17 protein-coding genes are annotated in these 19849 nt (G+C 62.0%); 4 read left to right on the top strand and 13 right to left on the bottom strand.

Translation table 11 applies throughout. The annotated features are described in order from the left end of the window. Positions 1-57: 57 nt before the first annotated feature. Both hrpA and aceK read right to left on the bottom strand, forming a co-directional pair. Complete coding sequence (gene hrpA / locus M5B96_RS29555) at positions 58-3969, bottom strand: ATP-dependent RNA helicase HrpA (protein ID WP_248800464.1); 3912 nt, start codon at positions 3967-3969, stop codon at positions 58-60. 97 nt (positions 3970-4066) lie between these two features. Beyond that, positions 4067-5788: a bifunctional isocitrate dehydrogenase kinase/phosphatase gene (gene aceK / locus M5B96_RS29550; protein WP_248800463.1), complete on the bottom strand. Its 1722-nt coding sequence runs from the start codon at positions 5786-5788 to the stop codon at positions 4067-4069. A 142-nt stretch (positions 5789-5930) separates the two neighbouring features. Here aceK and M5B96_RS29545 point away from each other — a divergent pair, with 142 nt between their 5' ends. Further along, positions 5931-6842: a DMT family transporter gene (locus M5B96_RS29545; protein ID WP_248800462.1), complete on the top strand. Its 912-nt coding sequence runs from the start codon at positions 5931-5933 to the stop codon at positions 6840-6842. A 166-nt stretch (positions 6843-7008) separates the two neighbouring features. On the opposite strand, the gene M5B96_RS29540 is transcribed toward M5B96_RS29545, so the two are convergent. The 3 genes from M5B96_RS29540 to cysK form a co-directional block, all read right to left on the bottom strand. Further along, a complete protein-coding gene (locus M5B96_RS29540; protein WP_248800461.1) occupies positions 7009-7872 on the bottom strand; it encodes a DMT family transporter in 864 nt (287 codons plus the stop codon). A 348-nt stretch (positions 7873-8220) separates the two neighbouring features. Further along, complete coding sequence (locus tag M5B96_RS29535) at positions 8221-9159, bottom strand: aspartyl/asparaginyl beta-hydroxylase domain-containing protein (protein ID WP_248800460.1); 939 nt, start codon at positions 9157-9159, stop codon at positions 8221-8223. Between the two features lie 240 nt (positions 9160-9399). Beyond that, positions 9400-10374: a cysteine synthase A gene (gene cysK, locus M5B96_RS29530; protein WP_248800459.1), complete on the bottom strand. Its 975-nt coding sequence runs from the start codon at positions 10372-10374 to the stop codon at positions 9400-9402. A gap of 244 nt (positions 10375-10618) precedes the next feature. On the opposite strand from cysK, the gene M5B96_RS29525 reads away from it, so the two are divergent. After that, complete coding sequence (locus tag M5B96_RS29525; RefSeq protein WP_248800458.1) at positions 10619-11464, top strand: AAA family ATPase; 846 nt, start codon at positions 10619-10621, stop codon at positions 11462-11464. A gap of 35 nt (positions 11465-11499) precedes the next feature. Then, the gene (locus M5B96_RS29520; RefSeq protein WP_248800457.1) at positions 11500-12678 is read left to right on the top strand and encodes a vWA domain-containing protein; all 1179 of its coding nucleotides are present in this window, start codon (positions 11500-11502) and stop codon (positions 12676-12678) included. A gap of 170 nt (positions 12679-12848) precedes the next feature. Here the strand turns inward: M5B96_RS29520 and M5B96_RS29515 are convergent, their stop codons facing one another. From M5B96_RS29515 to M5B96_RS29500, 4 genes are all read right to left on the bottom strand, one after another. Then, entirely contained in the window at positions 12849-13766 is a 918-nt protein-coding gene (locus tag M5B96_RS29515; protein ID WP_248800455.1) for a biotin-dependent carboxyltransferase family protein, read from the bottom strand. Then, a complete protein-coding gene (locus M5B96_RS29510) occupies positions 13763-14467 on the bottom strand; it encodes a 5-oxoprolinase subunit B family protein (protein WP_248800454.1) in 705 nt (234 codons plus the stop codon). Before M5B96_RS29510 ends, M5B96_RS29515 begins: the two co-directional genes overlap by 4 nt. After that, a complete protein-coding gene (locus M5B96_RS29505) occupies positions 14464-15216 on the bottom strand; it encodes a 5-oxoprolinase subunit PxpA (RefSeq protein WP_248800453.1) in 753 nt (250 codons plus the stop codon). The genes M5B96_RS29510 and M5B96_RS29505 overlap by 4 nt, the downstream gene beginning before the upstream one ends. Before the next feature lie 63 nt (positions 15217-15279). Further along, positions 15280-16566: an MFS transporter gene (locus tag M5B96_RS29500; protein ID WP_248800452.1), complete on the bottom strand. Its 1287-nt coding sequence runs from the start codon at positions 16564-16566 to the stop codon at positions 15280-15282. A gap of 157 nt (positions 16567-16723) precedes the next feature. Here M5B96_RS29500 and M5B96_RS29495 point away from each other — a divergent pair, with 157 nt between their 5' ends. After that, the gene (locus tag M5B96_RS29495) at positions 16724-17656 is read left to right on the top strand and encodes a LysR family transcriptional regulator (protein WP_248800451.1); all 933 of its coding nucleotides are present in this window, start codon (positions 16724-16726) and stop codon (positions 17654-17656) included. A gap of 4 nt (positions 17657-17660) precedes the next feature. Here the strand turns inward: M5B96_RS29495 and M5B96_RS29490 are convergent, their stop codons facing one another. The 4 genes from M5B96_RS29490 to M5B96_RS29475 all read right to left on the bottom strand — a co-directional run bounded on the left by M5B96_RS29490 (position 17661) and on the right by M5B96_RS29475 (position 19788). Further along, positions 17661-18194, bottom strand: a complete 534-nt coding sequence (locus M5B96_RS29490) for a DUF2937 family protein (protein ID WP_248800450.1) — start codon at positions 18192-18194, stop codon at positions 17661-17663. Between the two features lie 11 nt (positions 18195-18205). Next, positions 18206-18982, bottom strand: coding sequence for a class II glutamine amidotransferase (locus tag M5B96_RS29485; RefSeq protein WP_248800449.1), 777 nt, complete (start codon positions 18980-18982; stop codon positions 18206-18208). A gap of 32 nt (positions 18983-19014) precedes the next feature. After that, positions 19015-19515 (bottom strand): MFS transporter, encoded by a 501-nt coding sequence (locus M5B96_RS29480; protein ID WP_248800448.1) that lies wholly within the window; start codon positions 19513-19515, stop codon positions 19015-19017. Between the two features lie 87 nt (positions 19516-19602). Continuing rightward, positions 19603-19788: an HNH endonuclease signature motif containing protein gene (locus M5B96_RS29475; RefSeq protein ID WP_412548666.1), complete on the bottom strand. Its 186-nt coding sequence runs from the start codon at positions 19786-19788 to the stop codon at positions 19603-19605. Positions 19789-19849: the final 61 nt, after the last annotated feature.

Raw genomic sequence — 19849 nt, 5'->3', positions numbered from 1 at the left:
GGGCCAAGATCAATGGAATACAACCGGGCTCCCGGGAGCCCGGCTAAAAACCTTATATCAGGCTTCGACCTGGCTCCATTGCTTGCCCAGGCGCTTGTCCGAAATCGGCACCTTGGTCCCCAACTGCTGGGCAAACAGCGAGACCCGATACTCTTCCAGCCACCAGCGATACAGCTCCAGTTGCGGGTCGCGCTTGCCTTCCTGGGCATGCTTGGCCGCGCGGGCCTGGTACTGGGCCCAAAGCCCTGCCAGTTCAGTGCTCCAGACCCGGTCCTTCTGCACCTGGGACGGCAGTTTTTCCAGGCGTAGTTCAATGGCCTTGAGGTAACGCGGCAACTCCTTGAGCCAGGCGCCTGGCGTCTGCCGGACAAAGCCGGGATAGACCAACTGACTCAACTGCTGCTTGATGTCATTGAGGGCCACGGCCTGGGCCAGATCGATCTTGCCCTTGAAGCGTTTTTGCAGAGCATGCCAGAGCTTGAGCGTCTCCAGGGTCAGGCGCGCCAGGCGCTCGGCATGCTCGGTCCAGGCGCCGCGCTTGCGTTCGGCCAGGGACGCCAGGCCGACGCCATCGCGTGGCAGGCTGTCCTCGCCGTCCAGCACACAGCTGTCGAGGCTCGCCAGCAGGATATCTTCAACCAGCGCCTCGACCCGACCCAGTTCGCGATACAGCAAAGCCAGTTCGGTCAGGCCCGGCAATTTGCCGCGGAGGAACTTCGCCGGCTCGGCCAACTGCTGCAGCAACAGGCGCTGCAGGGCCCGGCGATGCTGGAACTCGGCTTCGGCCGGGGTCGAGAAACGCCCTTCCTTGACCGTACCGCTCTCCTCCACCAGCGCCGGATACACCGTCATCGACAACCCGGCGATCTTCTGCTGGGTGCTCTGGGCCACCGCGGCAAACTCCCGGGCCTGAACCGGCTGCTGGCTTTTCGCGGTCTGTGGCACGGCCAGGGCCGCCTGACTGGCTTCGGCAAAGCGCGCCGTCAGCTCGGCCAGGTCACGCCCTTCGCCGAGGAACTTGCCCTGGGCATCGACGATTTCCAGGTTCATACGCAGATGGCTTTCCACCTGCTGCGCCGCTTCGGCCCAGGCTTCATCGCTGACCCGCGCGCCGGTCATGCGCAACAGCTCACGGCCCAGCGCCAGGGGTAACGAGCCTTCGGCAAACTCGATCCGTTGCAGCGCCGCCTTGACGAAATCCGGCACCGGCACGAAGTTCTTGCGCAAGGCCTTGGGCAGGTTGCGAACCAGGGCAATGCACTTGGCTTCGATCACCCCCGGAACCAACCACTCCAGGCGCTCGCCGGGCAGCGCCGGCAGCAGCGGCGCCGGCACCCGCAGGGTCACGCCGTCACGCGGGTGGTTGGGTTCGAAGTGATAACTCAAGGCCAGGGCCAGGTCGCCCAGGTGCAGGGTGTCCGGATAGTGCGCGGCGGTGACTTCGCTGGCGTCGCGGGCGAGCACATCCTCTTCGCGCATGATCAACAGTTGCGGGTCTTTCTGGCTGTTGACCCGGTACCAGCTGTCGAAGGTCGCGGTCTGGTGGATCTCTGCCGGCAGGCGCGCGTCGTAGAAGGCGAACAGGGTTTCCTCGTCGGCCAGGATATCGCGCCGGCGGGCCTTGGCTTCCAGCTCGTCGAGTTGTTCGAGCAATTGTTGGTTGGCGCTCAGGCACTTGGCTTTCGACTGAATCTCGCCGCGCACCAAGCCCTCGCGGATAAACAGCTCGCGGGAGGCGACCGGCTCGATGGGCCCGAAGTGCACCGGCCGGCGGCCGACCACGATCAGGCCGAACAGGGTGATCTGCTCGAAGGCCACGACCTGGCCGCGCTTCTTCTCCCAATGCGGCTCGAAGTGGTTCTTCTTGATCAGGTGCCCGGCCAGGGGTTCGATCCAGTCCGGCTCGATCTTGGCGACCATCCGCGCATAGAGCTTGGTGGTTTCCACCAGTTCGGCGGCCATCAGCCATTGCGGACGCTTGCGGCCCAGGCCCGAGGACGGGTGGACCCAGAAACGCCGCTGGCGGGCGCCGAGGTAGTCGCCGTCCTCGGTCTTCTGGCCGATCTGGCTGAGCAGCCCGGACAACACCGCCTTGTGCAGCTTGGGATAGTCGGCCGGCTCCTTGTTGACGCTCAACTGCAGGTCGCGGCAGATCAGGCCCAATTGCCGGTGCGAATCACGCCACTCGCGCATCCGCAGGTAATTGAGGAAATTCTTCCGGCACCAGTTGCGCAATGCGCTGGCGCCCAGGGCCAGGCGCTGCTCCTCGAAACCACGCCAGACATTGATCAGGCCGGCGAAATCCGAATCCACGTCCTTCCACTGCGCATGGGCCTGGTCGGCGGCTTGCTGGCGCTCCGGCGGACGCTCGCGCGGGTCCTGCACCGACATGGCGCTGGCGACGATCAGCACTTCCTGCAGGCTGCCGAGGGTGGCCGCCTCCAGCAACATGCGACCCATCCGCGGGTCCACCGGCAGGCGCGCCAACTGGCGGCCCAGCGGGGTCAGCTGGTTCTCGCGATTGACTGCCGAGAGCTCCTGCAGCAGGTTGAAACCGTCGCTGATGGCCTTGCCGTCCGGCGGTTCGATAAACGGAAACGCGGTGATCTCGCCGAGCCGCAGGTGCAGCATCTGCAGGATCACCGCCGCGAGGTTGGTGCGCAGGATCTCCGGGTCGGTAAATTCCGCACGGCCGTTGAAGTCGTCCTCGCTGTACAGGCGGATGCAGATGCCCGGCTCGACCCGGCCGCAACGGCCCTTGCGCTGGTTGGCGCTGGCCTGGGACACGGCCTCGATCGGCAGGCGCTGGACCTTGGCGCGGTAGCTGTAGCGGCTGATGCGCGCCGTACCGCTGTCGATCACATAACGGATCCCCGGCACGGTCAGCGAGGTTTCCGCGACGTTGGTCGCCAGCACCACGCGCCGCCCCGGATGGGACTGGAAAATCCGCTGCTGTTCGGCCGGCGACAGCCGTGCATATAAAGGAAGGATTTCGGTGTGCTTGAGCTGGGCCTTGCGCAGCATGTCCGCGGCGTCGCGAATCTCCCGCTCGCCAGGCAGGAACACCAGCACATCGCCCGGGCTCTTGCGCTCGCTGCGCTCGAAGGCGGCGATCTCGTCGAGGGTGGCGATAATCGCCTGGTCCACGCTCAGGTCTTCCTCGACGCTGTTGCCCTCTTCATCCTGTTGCGAAGTCAGCGGGCGATACCAGGTGTCCACCGGAAAGGTCCGCCCCGACACTTCGACAATCGGCGCATCGTTGAAGTGTTTGGAAAAGCGCTCCAGGTCGATGGTCGCCGAGGTGATGATGACCTTCAGGTCCGGACGCCGAGGCAGCAGGGTTTTCAGGTAGCCCAGCAGGAAATCGATGTTCAGGCTGCGCTCGTGGGCTTCGTCGACGATGATCGTGTCGTAGCGTTCCAGGTAGCGATCGTTCTGGGTTTCCGCCAGGAGGATACCGTCGGTCATCAACTTGACCAGGGTGTTGGCCTCGCTCTGGTCTTCGAAACGCACCTGATAGCCCACCAGCGCGCCCAGGGGCGTGGCCAACTCGTCGGCGACCCGGCTCGCGACACTGCGCGCGGCAATCCGCCGCGGCTGGGTGTGGCCGATCAGGCCATGCTGGCCACGGCCGATTTCCAGGCAGATCTTCGGTAACTGGGTGGTTTTGCCTGAACCGGTCTCACCGGCGATGATCAGCACCTGGTGCTTGAGCAACGCCGCCTTGATCTCGTCGCGCTTGGCGGCAATCGGCAGGCTGTCATCATAACGAATCAGCGGCACGCTCTTGGCGCGGGCCGTGACCTGGGCACAGGATGCCTGCATCCGCTCGACCCACTGGGCCAACTTGCTTTCGTCGGGTTTCTTGCGCAACTCGAGCAACTGCCGCCGCAACCGGTGGCGGTCGGCAATCATGGCCTGGTCGAGGTTTTTCAGCAGTTGGTCGATAGCGGGCGATTCGTCAGTCATCAGGTACGCAAAGGTCGTCTATTTTAGGCAGGCGCGGATTGTCGCAGATTTGCGCCGGAAAATGATGCCAACTGCATTGCCGAAGCGCCGCGACGGATTATTCGTTATCCCGCTCCTTGCGCCGATACGGAAACACGTCGATCACCTTGCCCGCGCGAATCGCCTCTTGCAGGCCTTTCCAGTAGTCGGCGTTGTACAACTCGCCATGCAACTGCTCGAACAATCGGCGCTGCGCCATGTCGGCGAACAGGAACGGCGGGAACTCCTCCGGGAACACATCCAGCGGCCCGATGGAATACCAGGGCTCCGAGGCCATTTCATCCTCGGGCGTACGGGGCGCGGGAATGTGCCGGAAGTTGGCTTCGGTGAGGAAGCAGATCTCGTCGTAGTCATAGAACACCACGCGGCCATGGCGGGTCACGCCGAAGTTCTTCAGTAGCATGTCGCCAGGAAAGATATTCGCCGCGGCCAGTTGCTTGATCGCCAGGCCATAATCCTCCAGCGCCTCGCGAACCTGGGCGTCATTGGCGTTTTCCAGGTACAGGTTCAGCGGGGTCATGCGCCGCTCGGTCCAGCAGTGGCGGATCAGCACCGTATCGCCGTCGACCTGTACCGTCGACGGCGCCACTTCCAACAACTCCTCCAGGCACGCCGGCTCGAACTTGCTCAGGGGAAAGCGGAAGTCGGCGAATTCCTGGGTATCGGCCATGCGCCCGACCCGATCGACACTTTTCACCAGGCGATACTTCTCGATCACCGTGGCGCGGTCGACGTTCTTCGACGGCGAAAAGCGGTCCTTGATGATCTTGAACACCGTGTTGAAGCCCGGCAGGGTGAATACGCTCATGACCATGCCGCGCACCCCCGGGGCCATGATGAAACGGTCGTCGGTGTTGGCCAGGTGATTGATCAGCGCCCGGTAGAATTCGGACTTGCCGTGCTTGTAGAAACCGATGGAGGTGTACAGCTCGGCGATATGCTTGCCCGGCAGAATACGCTTGAGAAAGCCGACGAACTCCGCCGGTACTGGCACATCCACCATGAAATAGGAACGGGTGAAGGAAAAGATGATCGACACATCGGCTTCGTCGGTGATCAGCGCGTCGATCTGGATCCCACGTCCTTCGCGGTGCAACAACGGAATCACCAGCGGCCATTGTTCATCATGGGTGTAGATCCGCCCCACCAGGTAGGCGCCCTTGTTGCGATAAAGCACCGAGGAAAACAGTTCGACGCTCAGCTCGGGATCCTTGCACACCCAGTCCGGCAGGTTTTCCCGCAACTGGGCCTCCAGGCGCCGCAGGTCAGCCGGTAAATCGGCGTAGGCCTCGCTGAAGCGGTAGTCGGCGAAAATCTGCTCGAGCATGCCCGACAATTCGCCACGGGGGTGGTAGGTTCGGGTCTGCGCCGCCCGCGCCCGGCGCAGTGACGGCCGGGTGGTGTGGATAAACATGCAGCCGTCGCTGATCAGATCGTGGCTGAACAGTCCGCAGAAAGTCGAGTTGTACCAGGTCTCGGCCAGTTCATCGTCGAAACGCAGGTCGATCAGGCTGATATAAGCGCTTTTCACCAGGGGCCAGAGCGTGACATCGAGCAAGGTACTCTCATCGAAGCTGGCGCGTAGCCGGGCATTGACCTCGCCGACCTTCTCTTCGTACAGGTTGATCCGTGCCGCCGAAGCCAGCTGCGCTTCCTGCCAGCGGGCGCCTTCGAAACGGCTGCGGGCGCCATCGGTGATCTGGCGGAAGTGCTCGCGGTAATCGTCGAAGCCATCGAGGATCATGCGGGCGATATCAGCGGCCGGCCATGGCTGCGGCATAGTGGAACCCCTGCGCTGTGGTTCGAAATTGTTCTCTGGCGACGCGCTTGAGCTTAGAGGCCAACCCTCAGGCAACGCAACCATTGCCTTGCCAGTTACATGCGGCGACACTTGCTCGCCCTAGCCTGCCAAGGAAGCCACCGTGAGACCCGTCGATATTCTGCGCATGTTCATGCTGGCCGCTGTCTGGGGTGCCAGTTTCCTGTTCATGCGGATCATTGCCCCGGTGCTCGGCGCCTTTCCCACCGCCTTTTTCCGTGTCTCGATTGCCGCGATCGGACTGCTGGTGATCCTCACGCTGATGCGGGTCGGCTGGGACTTCAAAGGTAAGTTCAAGGTCTGCCTGATGCTCGGTGTGATCAACTCCGGGTTGCCGGCGACGCTGTATTCGGTGGCGGCGCAAGTGTTGCCGGCCGGCTATTCCTCGATCTTCAACGCCACCACACCGCTGATGGGCGTGCTGATCGGCGGGGTGTTCTTCCATGAGAAACTGAGCCTGAACAAACTGCTCGGGATCTTCCTCGGATTGTTCGGGGTGGCCGTGCTGACCCGCGCGGGACCTGTGACCTTCAACCTGGACTTGCTGATGGGAGCCACGGCATGCCTGCTGGCCACCACCAGTTACGGCTTCGCCGGGTTCCTTACCCGCCGCTGGCTCGACCATCAGGGGGGCCTCGATCCTCGGCTTTCGGCCATGGGCAGCATGTTCGGCGCGACCCTGGTGATCCTGCCATTCTTCGGTTACAACGCCATCGCCCACCCGCCGGTCAGTTGGGGCGGGATGAGTGTCTGGCTGTCGCTGTTGGGCCTGGGGCTGGTGTGTACGGCGTTTGCCTACATCATGTATTTCAAGTTGATCAGCGATATCGGCCCGGTCAAGTCGATGACCGTTACCTTCATGATTCCGGCGTTCGGGGTATTGTGGGGGGCGCTGTTGCTCGACGAGCCGCTGTCGATGGCCCATGTGTATGGCGGAGTGTTGATTGCGCTGGCCCTTTGGCTGGTGTTGAAACCAGGGGCGGTGTTGAAGGCGGTCAGTGTGGCTGACCGTTAATTATCTGGCGGTCTCCAGGCCCCCTTCGCGGGCAAGCTCCGCTCCCACAAGTTCTCTGTTGTACACACATCATGCGTACGACTCGGACACTGTGGGAGCGGAGCTTGCCCGCGAAGAGGCCGGAACCGGCGCAGCAGCACTCTGCTACTGCAGCAACTCTCGCCGTTTAGCCAGCCTTGCGAAACACAAACACCAACCCGACGATAATCAGCGCCATCCCCAGCACGCTCAGCGCCGCCAGCCGATTACCAAAGATCAGGTAATCCATCACAGCGGTCACCGCCGGCACCAGATAGAACAGACTGGTGACATTGACCAGGTTACCCCGGGCAATCAGCCGATACAGCAACAAGGTCGCCAGCACCGACACCACCAGCCCCATCCACAGCACCGGCACGATAAAGCCGCTGCCGGTTTCGAAGTGGAACGGCTGGAACGGCACGAACACCCCGCACAGCAACAACCCGGCCAGATACTGCAGCGGCAGCGTGCCCAACGGATTATCGGTGATGCGCTTCTGCATGATCGAGCCCAAGGTCATGCTGGCCAGGGCCAGTAAACCGAACAGCATCCCCGCCAGGGACATACCGGCCAACCCGATCCCCTGGTAAACCACCAGGATCAGCCCCGCCAACCCCAGTCCCAGGCCGAACATCCGGCTCCAGGAACGCCTGCGCTCCATCAGCACCGCTGTCAGGATCGGCTGTACCCCCATGATCGTCGCCATGACCCCGGGGGTGACCTTCAGGTCCAGGGCCAGCAGATAGAAAATCTGATAGGCCCCGAGCAAAACCAGGCCGGTCGCCGCCGCATAAAGCATCGGCTTGCCCCTGCGCGGCAACTTGAGCTTGAGCAACGGTACCAACACCACCAACCCCAACAGGGCGATGGAAAAACGGATCAACAGGAACGCGAACGGCGAGGCATGCGCCAGCCCCCATTTGGAGAAGATCGCCCCGCTACTCCAGAGCAGGACAAACAGACTCGTCGAGGCCGCCGCGGTTGCGGATTGTTTGGAAAAAGCCAACATGGATACCACCCGTGATTCAGGCAAAAGCCGATTCAGCGCAAGGCTGAACATTCAGTAGTTTTTTTCAGGCGGGCACAGGGCAACAGCGAACGCTGCTGATCAGCCCGAAAAGCCAACACCCGGCGGTGATACGACTGCGTACACCGGCGTGCTACTGACAGGTGGGGGGTAATGACTGATCTGCGCAGGCTGCAGGTTCCCGCACGGCACGAGCACAGCGTTGAGCGCTGAATCGACTACCGCATTGAGAAAGGAAACCGGCATGGGCTGATCTTTTGCTGAGGAAGGTGAATCGGTTGAAACACCGAGCGCTGACTATAACCAGCGCCCGGTCGCAATTGCAACAGGTCAGCCGAACAGCCAATAGCCGAGGGCGGCGAACACCACCACCGCCAGCACTGGGCGCATGGCACGATAAGCCTTCGGATTGGCACGCTTGAAGCGCTTGACCACGCCACTGATGCTGTCGCTGAAGCGCTTGCTCCAGGCATAAGCCTGGTTGATCCCGCCGACCCGCTCATCATCGAGGTTCTGCGGCGCGGTGGCGCGGCCGAGGAAGGCGCTGACCCGGCGGTTGACCGCGGTCATGAAGCGGCTGCTCAGAGGGCGCTCGATATCGCAGAACAGAATAACCCGGGTCTGCTCGGTTTCATTCTTGACCCAGTGCACGTAGGTCTCGTCGAACATCACGTCTTCACCGTCGCGCCAGGCATAGACCTGGCCGTCGACGAAAATCCGGCAATCGTCGGAGTTCGGCGTGGACAAACCCAAGTGATAACGCAGGGAACCGGCAAACGGGTCACGGTGCGGGTTGAGGTGACTGCCACCGGGCAACAGGGCGAACATCGCGCCCTTGACGTTGGGAATCGAGTTCACCAGCGCCACGGTTTTCGGGCAGAGCAGTTCGGCCGACGGCAGGGCCTTGTCGTACCACTTGAGGTAGAAACGCTTCCAGCCCTTCTTGAAGAACGAGCCGAAACCGGCGTCGTTGTTCTTCTCGGCGGCGCGGATATAGCCTTCGTCGAACAGGTGCATGGCCTCTTCGCGGATCACCTGCCAGTTGTCCTTGAGCACATCCAGCTCGGGAAATTTGCTGCGATCCAGGTAAGGCTTGGACGGTACGCTGGAAAACAGGTACATCAAGGCGTTGTATGGCGCAAATGCGGCGGAATGGTTGACGAACTGGCGCAGTAGCGGCAAACGCGCCTTGCCGCGCAGATGCACGTAAAGCGTACTGCCGAGGAACAGCAGCAGGACTGCGGCCTTGGCGGCAAAGGAAAAGGTCATTCAACACTCCTCGAAAATGGGCAACGCGCAGGCGGGCTGTATCGCTCGCCCCACCTGAGGTGGCAGCCGGGCATGATAAACATTACCGGCGCCGGGAAAAACCCATGGCGTCACAGATTCAGCGTTGCCGATGCGGCAATAAAGCTCCTATTTAACCGCAAACGGCTGAACGGCAGCTGACCCAGGTCAGTGGATACCGCCCAGCCCTGCTCGCCTGGCGTGCCAGCATCCCTCGCGGGGTTACTGCTGAATCTCCTGCTCGCTGAACAGATCGCTGAACAACATGCTCGACAGATAACGCTCGCCGGAGTCCGGCAACACCACCACGATGGTCTTGCCCTGCATTTCCGCAGTCTGCGCCAGTCGCACGGCAACCGCCATGGCCGCACCACAGGAAATCCCGCAGAGAATCCCTTCTTCGCGCATCAGGCGCAGGGCCATGGCCTTGGACTCTTCGTCGGTCACCAGTTCGACCCGGTCGACCATCGCCAGATCGAGGTTTTTCGGCACGAAACCGGCACCGATGCCCTGGATCTTGTGCGGGCTGGGCTTGACCTCGGCCCCGGCCAGGGTCTGGCTGATGACCGGTGAGGTGGCCGGCTCCACCGCCACCGAAAGGATCGGCTTGTGCTTGGTCAGCTTGATATAGCGCGAGACCCCGGTAATGGTCCCGCCCGTGCCGACGCCCGCCACCAGCACATCCACCGCGCCGTCGGTATCGTTCCAGATTTCCGGTCCGGTGGTCTTTTCATGAATCGCCGGGTTGGCCGGATTGTCGAACTGCGCCGGCATGAAGCAGTTGGCCGGATCGCTCTCGACAATCTCGGTAGCCTTTTCAATCGCGCCTTTCATGCCCTTGGCCGGCTCGGTCAGGACCAGCTCCGCGCCCAGGGCCTTGAGCACCTTGCGCCGTTCCAGGCTCATGGACGACGGCATGGTCAGCAGCAGCTTGTAGCCCCGGGCAGCCGCCACGAAAGCCAGGCCGATACCGGTATTGCCGGACGTCGGCTCGACGATGGTCATGCCCGGCTTGAGCTTGCCGCTGCTTTCGGCGTCCCAGATCATGTTGGCGCCAATCCGGCATTTCACCGAGTACCCAGGGTTACGCCCTTCGATCTTGGCCAGAATCGTTACGCCACGGGGCGCGATACGGTTGATCTGGACCAGCGGCGTGTTACCGATGGAGTGCGCGTTGTCTGCAAAAATATGGCTCATGACGGGGTCCTTTCATGCAGCATTGACGGGAACCTTCAAGGTTATGCCTCAGGGTTGCGGGCGTCCAGTCATGACAAATGAGCAGCCGCCGGCCCGCGACGGACCGAGTCAGGATCTGACGCCCCATTCAGAGACTGAATAAGCCGTCTGCGTTCACACTCGACCGGGCGCCGCGTTATAGTCAGGCATGATCTTTTTCCGCCCGCCCTCAAACCGGCCGGCGTTATCGTCCGAGGAATTGCAGATGAAGTTCGAAGGCACCCAGGCCTACGTTGCCACCGATGACCTGAAGCTGGCCGTGAATGCCGCCATCACCCTGGAGCGTCCGCTGCTGGTCAAGGGCGAACCCGGCACCGGCAAGACCATGCTGGCCGAGCAACTGGCCGAATCCTTCGGGGCCAAGCTGATCACCTGGCACATCAAGTCCACCACCAAGGCCCACCAGGGCCTCTACGAGTACGACGCGGTCAGCCGCCTGCGCGACTCGCAGCTGGGCAACGAGAAGGTCCACGACGTTCGCAACTACCTGAAAAAGGGCAAGCTGTGGGAAGCCTTCGAATCCGAGGAGCGGGTGATCCTGCTGATCGACGAAATCGACAAGGCCGACATCGAGTTCCCCAACGACCTGCTGCAAGAACTCGACAAGATGGAGTTCTATGTCTACGAGATCGATGAAACCATCAAGGCAAAGAAACGCCCGATCATCATCATTACCTCCAACAACGAGAAAGAGCTGCCGGATGCCTTCCTGCGCCGCTGCTTCTTCCACTACATCGCCTTCCCGGACCGCATCACCCTGCAAAAGATCGTCGACGTGCACTACCCGAACATCAAGAAAGACCTGGTCAGCGAAGCCCTCGACGTGTTCTTCGACGTGCGCAAGGTCCCGGGCCTGAAGAAAAAGCCCTCGACCTCGGAGCTGGTGGACTGGCTGAAGCTGTTGATGGCCGACAATATCGGCGAAGCAGTGCTGCGCGAGCGTGATCCGACCAAGGCCATTCCGCCCCTGGCCGGCGCCCTGGTGAAGAACGAACAGGATGTCCAACTGCTTGAACGCCTGGCGTTCATGAGCCGTCGCGGCAGCCGTTAAGTTCGCTTTTTTCAACAAAAGCGGGGGCGATCGCCATGCTGCTCAACCTGTTCAATGAAATGCGCGCCGCCAAGGTTCCGGTGTCGGTGCGCGAACTGCTCGACCTGATCAACGCTCTGAAACAACGCGTGACCTTCGCCGACATGGACGAGTTCTACTACCTCGCCCGGGCGATCCTGGTGAAGGACGAACGGCATTTCGACAAATTCGACCGGGCTTTCGGCGCCTACTTCAATGGCCTGGAAAAGCTCGACGAGCATCTCCAGGCCTTGATTCCCGAGGATTGGTTGCGCAAGGAGTTCGAGCGTTCGCTGAGTGACGAGGAGCGCGCACAGATCCAGTCCCTCGGCGGCCTGGACAAGCTGATCGAGGAGTTCAAGAAGCGCCTGGAAGAACAGAAGGAACGTCACGCCGGCGGCAACAAGTGGATCGGTACCGGCGGCACCAGCCCGTTCGGCTCCGGCGGCTTCAACCCCGAAGGCATTCGCGTCGGCGATGCCGGCAAGCGCCAGGGCAAGGCGGTCAAGGTCTGGGACCAGCGCGAGTACAAGAACCTCGACGACCAGGTCGAACTGGGCACGCGCAATATCAAGGTGGCTTTGCGTCGCCTGCGCAAGTTCGCGCGCCAGGGTGCGGCGGAAGAGCTGGATATCGACGGCACCATCGACCACACCGCCCGCGATGCCGGCCTGCTGAATATCCAGATGCGCCCGGAGCGGCGCAACACCATCAAGTTGCTGCTGCTGTTCGACATCGGCGGCTCGATGGACGCCCACGTGAAGATCTGCGAGGAGTTGTTCTCGGCCTGCAAGACCGAGTTCAAGCACCTGGAGTATTTCTACTTCCACAACTTCGTCTATGAATCGATGTGGAAGAACAACCTGCGCCGGGGTTCGGAACGCACCTCGACCCAGGATCTGTTGCACAAGTATGGGGCTGACTACAAAGTGATTTTCGTCGGCGATGCGGCCATGGCCCCGTATGAAATCACCCAGGCTGGCGGCAGTGTCGAGCACTGGAACGAAGAAGCCGGTTATGTGTGGATGCAGCGCTTCATGGCCAAGTACAAGAAGCTGATCTGGATCAACCCGTATCCGAAGGACACCTGGAACTACACCGCTTCGACTGGGATCGTTCGTGATCTGGTGGAGGACCAGATGTATCCGCTGACGTTGCGTGGGTTGGAAGAAGGGATGCGGTTTTTGTCCAAGTAAACCGGGTCCTGTGGCAAGGGGATCCCGTGGCGAGCGGGCTTGCCCGCGTTCGGCTGCGCAGCAGCCGTAAAACCCTAATCCCGGTTATTTCTGATACACCGCGATTGCAGGTTTTGGGGGTGCTTCGCACCCCAGCGCGGGCAAGCCCGCTCGCCACAATGAGATCGCTGTCAGGCGAACCGGCGCATGAACTCGACCTGCTGCCGATGCGCCGCCTCCTGCGCTACCGGCGCCAGCCTGACCCGGGCCCCCGGCAGACATTGCGCCAGGCGCGCCAGCGACAAGGGCGTCAGCGCGCCCAACCGTGGATAACCACCAATGGTCTGCCGGTCGTTGAGCAAGACGATCGGCTGTCCATCCGGCGGCACCTGGATCGCCCCCAGGGGAATGCCCTCGGAGATCATCGGCTCGCCCTGATACTTCAACTCCGGCCCCAACAACCGGATCCCCATGCGATCGGCACGACTGTCCAGGGTCCAGACACTGTTGAACGCATCGAACAGGCTTTGCCCGCTGAACTCGCCGATCTGCGCCCCGAGCACCACCTGCAACGGTGCACTGGAACTGAAATCCGGTACCTGCGCGCCTGACAATCCCCTGGGCGTCGATGCCGCCCCGCGATATTCCAGGCGCCCGCCCTTGGCCAAAGGCCGTCCCATGCCATCCAGCCCACCGAGTTCCTCACGGACCACACAGGCAGCACTGCCAAGGACCTTGGGCGCAATAAAACCGCCCGGCGCCGCCAGATAAGCCCGCGCCCCAGACAGCGGCTGCGTCAATTGCAGGCGCTGGCCTTTCCTCAAGACAAAGCTGCACCAGGGCGCCAGCGCCTGGCCATCCACCCGCGCGCCGAGATCGGCACCGGCCAGGGCCAGACAACAATCCTCCTCAGCCAGCAGCGTCAGCCCACCGAGGGTCACTTCGACCACCGCGGCATCCGGCGCATTGCCCAGCAGATGGTTGGCCCAGAACATCGATACCCAATCCAGCGCCCCGCCCTGGGTCACACCCAGATGACGCACGCCAAACCGCCCCGCATCCTGCAACAGGCACAGAGGCGTACTCGCCTCGATCGACAGATAGCTCATGCCAAGCCCTCCAGTGGCGTGTCATCACCGCCCAACGTAATGAATTCAGCATGATCGATCGCGGCAAACCGTACCGTATCGCCTGGCTGCATCAGGCTATAACCGTCGAGCTCACGGTCGAACAGCTTGCTCGGGGTACGCCCGATCAGGTTCCAGCCTCCCGGGGAAACCACCGGGTACGCCGCGGTCTGGCGCTCGGCAATGCCCACGCTGCCCGCCGCGACCCGTTTGCGCGGGGTACTGATACGCGGTGCCGCCAACCGTTCGTCGACCAATCCCATAAAGGCAAACCCCGGGGCGAAGCCCAAGGCGAACACCTGGTACTCACGCTCGCTGTGGCAGCGAATCACCTCGCTCACCGACCAGCCGCCGCGCTCGGCCAACAACCCCAGCTCCGGACCGACACTCGGGTCGTACCACACCGGCAACACATGGCATTGGCCTCCGGCACCGGTGCCCGGGGCCAGGTCGGTCAATGCCTCGGCAATCAGCTCCCGGGCCTGGGACGGGCTCAACGCCAGCAGGTCGTAATGCACCATCAAGGTGGTGTAGGACGGCACCAGGTCGATCAGGTGTCCGCCAAACCCGGCGCGCAAACGCTCGCCGGCGGCGAGCATCCACGGCATGTTTTCCTCGGCGATCACCTCGAACAAGCGCACCATCAGACAGTCGATCCCGACCACTTCGATCCGTGGTTTCATACGGCGGACTGCCGGTCCAGGGCCTCGCGGATACGCTGCACGGCCGCCACCGAACTGGCGTTGTCACCGTGCACGCACAAGGTGTGGGCCTGCAGGCGCAACGCACTGCCATCGCTGGCGGTCAGGCTGTCACCGCGGGCAATGCTCAGTGCCTGCTCGACAATCAGCGCAGACTCGTGATGCACGGCACCGGGCAACTGTCGCGACACCAGGCGCCCGGCGCTGTCATAAGCACGGTCGGCAAAAGCCTCGAACCACAACTCGACACCGTATTCATCACCCAGGGCCTGGGCCACGCTGTTGTCACGCATCGCCAGCAGCATCAACGGCAGCTCCCGGTCATAGGCAGCGATTGCCTGGATCACCGAGCGCAGTTGCTCGGGATTGGCCATCATGTCGTTGTACATCGCGCCGTGCGGCTTGACGTAGCTCACCCGGGCACCTTGCGCCCGGCAGATACCGTCCAGCGCACCGATCTGGTAATGCAGCAGGTCCTGGATTTCCTGCGGTGTGCAGGCCATCGAGCGGCGGCCGAAGCCCACCAGATCGGGATAGGCCGGGTGGGCACCGATCCGGACATCATTGGCCAGGGCCAGGGTCACCGTCTTGCGCATGATGCTCGGATCGCCCGCGTGATAACCGCAGGCCACATTGGCGCAATCGATAAACGGCATGACCTGCGCATCCAGACCCATGGTCCAGTTGCCATAGCTTTCGCCGATATCGCAATTCAATAACAAGCGGCTCACGGTGGTTGCTCCTGTGGGCTTTTAACTTTTCTTAATGTGGGACTTTTCGCAAATACCCACAGATTACTGCGCTTCGAGTTCCTTGCCACGGGTTTCCGGCAGGCTCAGGGCCGCGAGGATCACCACGCCGTAGGACACCGCGGCAAAGGCGCCGATCCCCAGGCTCAAGGACACTTTCTGGCTGAGCAGGCCGATCAGCAACGGAAAAAACGCCGCCAATGCCCGCCCGATGTTGTAGCAAAAGCCCTGGCCCGAACCGCGAATCCGCGTCGGAAACAGTTCGGTGAGAAACGCCCCCATGCCGCTGAAAATCCCCGAGGCGAAAAAGCCCAGGGGCAAGCCCAGCCAGAGCATGACGTCGTTGCTGACCTGCAATTGGGTGTACAACAGCACGATGATGAAAGAGCCGACGGCGAACAGGATGAAGTTCTTCTTGCGCCCCAGCAGATCGGTCAGGTACGCGCTGATCACATAACCGATATAGGAGCCGGCGATCACCATGGCCAGATAACCACCCGTGCCAAGCACACTCAAGCCGCGCTCGGTTTTCAGATAGGTCGGCAACCAGGCGGTAATGGCGTAGTAACCGCCCAGCGCACCGGTGGTCAGCAGGGAGGCGCGCAGAGTGGTACTGAGCATGCCCGGGGCAAAGATCTCGTAGAAGTGCGTCGGGTTGCTCGGGGCTTCCTGGATCTTCGCCTGGCGATAGACCTCCGGGTCCTTGACCAGCCGGCGGACGAAAATCACAAAGATCGCCGGCACGATGCCCAATACGAACAGCGCCCGCCAGGCGTCCTCCGCGGGCAACAGCGAAAACAGCAGCGCATAGAGGATTGCGGTCAAGCCCCAGCCCAGGGCCCAGCCCGATTGCACCATGCCGACCGCCTTGCCACGGTCCTTGGCGCGGATCACCTCGCCCATCAGCACCGCGCCGGCGGTCCACTCGCCACCGAAACCGAAGCCCATCAAGGTGCGGGCCACCAGCAACTGATGGTAATCCTGGGCAAAACCGCAGAGGAAGGTGAATACGGCGAACCAGAGCACCGTCAGTTGCAGGGTGCGCACCCGGCCGATGCGGTCGGAGAGAATCCCGGCGATCCAGCCGCCGAGGGCCGAGGCAATCAGGGTACTGGTGGAAATCAGCCCGGCCTGGCCGGTGGTCAGGCCCCAGAGGGCAATCAGCGTCGGAATGACGAAACTGAGCATCTGGGTGTCCATGCCGTCCAGGCCATAACCGATCTTGCAACTCCAGAACGTGCGACGCTCCTGCTGATTGAGATTGCGATACCAGGTGAACGGACCGGGCGGGCCCTCGGCGTGGGTGACATCCAGCGAGCCGGGCGTAGTCATGGGGGAAATCTCCGCGTAAAACTTATTGGTATTGTTCTGGCGACCGCCCAGGCTTAGGCTTATCGTGCCTGACCGGTCGAGGGCCATTTTTCGTTGGCCGTGCCCTCTGCGTCCAACTAATAAAAGTCCTGCCCAGGCATAAGAAAAAGTTGATTGCATGAACCTCAAATTTCTCGAAACCTTCGTCTGGGTCGCCCGCTTGAAGAGTTTTCGCCTGACGGCGGACAAGCTTTTCACCACCCAGGCGTCCATTTCCAGCCGTATCGCGGTGCTCGAAGGCGAGCTCGGGGTGAAGCTGTTCCTGCGTGATTCCCGCGGCGTCAGCCTGACCCCCGAAGGGCTCAAGGTGCTCGACTATGCCGAACAGATGATGGACACCATGCAGGCCCTCAAGCATGCCATCGAAATCAGTTCGACCAAGGTCGGGCGCCTGCGCATCGGCGTGATGGACACGGTCATCCACACCTGGCTCAGCCCCTTGGTGGCGCAGATGTCGGATCGTTTCCCGCTGGTGGAAATCGAGCTGGTGGCCGATACCGCGCTGAACCTCTGCGATCAGCTGCAAAAAGGCTTTCTCGACCTGGTACTGCAAACCGACCTGTTGCGCCAGGAATCGATTCGCAGCCTGAAACTGATCAGCCACCCGATGGGCTGGGTGGTGGCCAGCAACTCGATCTATAACCGTGAATACGCGAGCCTGGCCGAGATCGCCCGCGAGCGCATCGTGACCTTCTCGAAAAACTCGCGGCCACACCAGGAAATTCTTGGCCTGATGCAGGTCCATGGCGTACCGGCGCCGCGGCTGAACTGTGTGAATTCGGTATCGGCGATTACCCGCTTACTGCGCGACGGCTTCGGTATCGGCGCCCTGCCATCGGTGCTGGTCAGGGAAGAACTGATGCGCGGCGAACTGACCTTGCTGGCCCTCGACATCCGCCCACCGAACCTGGAAGTGGTGGTGTCCTGGCGGGTCGGAGTGGAGCTGGTGGAGGAGATTGTCGCGCTGTGCCAAGAGGTCTTGCACAGCTATGCGGACAAGCTGGGCGAGCAATACGTGATCCTGAGCAAGCCCGCCCTCCCCGGCCAGTAATCGATTACCAACCGCGCTCGCGCCGCGCCAGGCGCTCGCGCTGGCGCTTGCCGCCGAGCACCACCCAGTCCACCAGGCGGAAGAAGCCTTCGATCACGAACGAGAACAGCAGCGCCGCGCCCATCGCCCAGCCGATCGCCTCGGGCGACAGCAGGACCTGGTAGGTGTAACCCTGCAAGGTTTCCTGGCGAATCGCCGGATCGGCCGCATACGCCACCTGCAACGCTCGCTTGTACCAGGGTCCCTGCATCGCCTGGAACTGGTCATCGAGCAGGCGTTGGCGGGTGAGCAAGGTGCCGAGGCTGTCGGCATCGCTACGGAACACCGGATCATCACTGGCGCGGTAGTGAGCCACCAGCGCTTGCAGATCGCCGTTGAAGAACTGCTCGGCAGTCTTCTGGAACCCCTGGAGGCTGGTCTGCGCTTCTATCAGATGCGCCTCGACCCGCTTGGCGTAGTCATTGATGAAGCCCGGTACCTGGACACCGATCAACAGCCCCAGGGTAAACAGAATCAGCCGCAGGTAACTCAACCACATAACGGACTTCCTTATTCGGTGTGGCCCTGGCTAACGCATTCGCCGCGCCGCCACAGGCTCCATTGGCCCGGTTCGTAGCGGGTCCAGGTTTCGTTTTCGGTCAAAGGTTCGGTGGCGATCACCGTCACCACGTCATTGGGCGTGGTTTCGGCCTGGAAGTCGACGATCACATCGACATCCTTCAAGCGCGCCGGACCGAACGGCGCGCGCCGGGTGATCTGCGCCAACTTGGTCGAGCAATAGCAGAACAGCCAGTCGCCATCGCTGAGCAGGCAATTGAACACCCCTTTGCCGCGGTATTCGGCACAGGCCTGGAGCAGGGACGGCAACAGCACCTCGATGTCCACCGGCTCGGGAAAAGCCTGGCGCACGCGGTTGAGCAGGTCGCAGAACGCCGCTTCGCTGTCGGTATCGCCCACCGGCCGGTAAAAGCCGGTCGGCGGCTGGAAATCCGCCAACTGGCCGTTATGCGCGAAACACCAGTTGCGCCCCCACAGTTCGCGGACAAAGGGATGGGTATTGGACAGGCAGACCTTGCCGACATTGGCCTGGCGGATATGCCCGATCACCACTTCGCTCTTGATCGGGTAACGCTGCACCAGGTTCGCGACCTCGGACTCGCAGCTCGCCGCCGGGTCCTGGAACAGCCGCAAGCCACGACCTTCATAGAAGGCGATGCCCCAGCCGTCGCGATGGGGGCCGGTACGTCCCCCCCGCTGCATCAAGCCGGTAAAGCTGAAAACGATATCGGTCGGTACATTGGCGCTCATGCCCAACAATTCACACATGCTCGGACTCTCGCTTCAATGCAGTGACGCGCTTACAGACGCGGTTCGACCCGCGGGCGACCATTGCCACCGGTCGGCGGCTGACGGCCAAAACGCTCGTTGCGCTCGGCCGCGGTGAACGGTTGATCGTCCTCCTCGGGCTCGTCTGCCGGGGCTGTGCCAGCCGGCACGGGCTGCGGGCGACGGGCCTTGATGGAGCGTTCGATGGGCCAGCGGATCAGCGCGAAGAGCAGATAGACGCCCACGGCGATCATCAGGTACATGAACAGATCGGAAACCGCGCGCCAGGCGTTGTTGCCGACCTTGAACATCAGGTCCAGGGCCGTAATGGCCACCGCCGGGGCGAATTTTTCCTTCACCGGGTCAATAATGGTCGGACTGAACAGCAGCACCGCCATCACCACGCGCAGCGGCTCGCGCAGCCAGCGCCAGATCCAGCGGGTCAGGCGAAACCACACCAACAAGCAGCCCAGGGCGGCGAAGGCGTAGCAGCCCCAGGCGATCAGATAGTCGTTCTCGGTCATGGTGTCCATGGCAAGGCTGGCAAGTCGGGTAGAGACAGGCCATTTCTGGCCTGCCTCCCCCAAAGAACCGGGCGTGCGCCTTTCAGCGCACCCGGCTCAAGTCTCTAGTAAAGCTTCTTTCGAAGCCGGCTTTTTCACATTAACTCCACGTGTGTGAAGCTGATGGTGACAAACTGGATGTAATAGTACCCGGTTATCCAGGGCGTCTCTACCGCCTTGCGAGCGGTGGATGATGTGATGGTCATGCCATCCCGTTTCCTTGGTAATCGGTTGCTGGCACACTGAACGAGCCCCATGAAAGACAGGACACCGTTCCCCCCTTAAGATAAGGGATAGGCAAACT

The organism is Pseudomonas sp. MWU13-2105 (genome assembly GCF_023242315.1).
Lineage (GTDB): Bacteria > Pseudomonadota > Gammaproteobacteria > Pseudomonadales > Pseudomonadaceae > Aquipseudomonas.
Note: the sequence above shows the minus strand (reverse complement) of the source record. Positions and strands in the feature narration are given on the sequence as shown.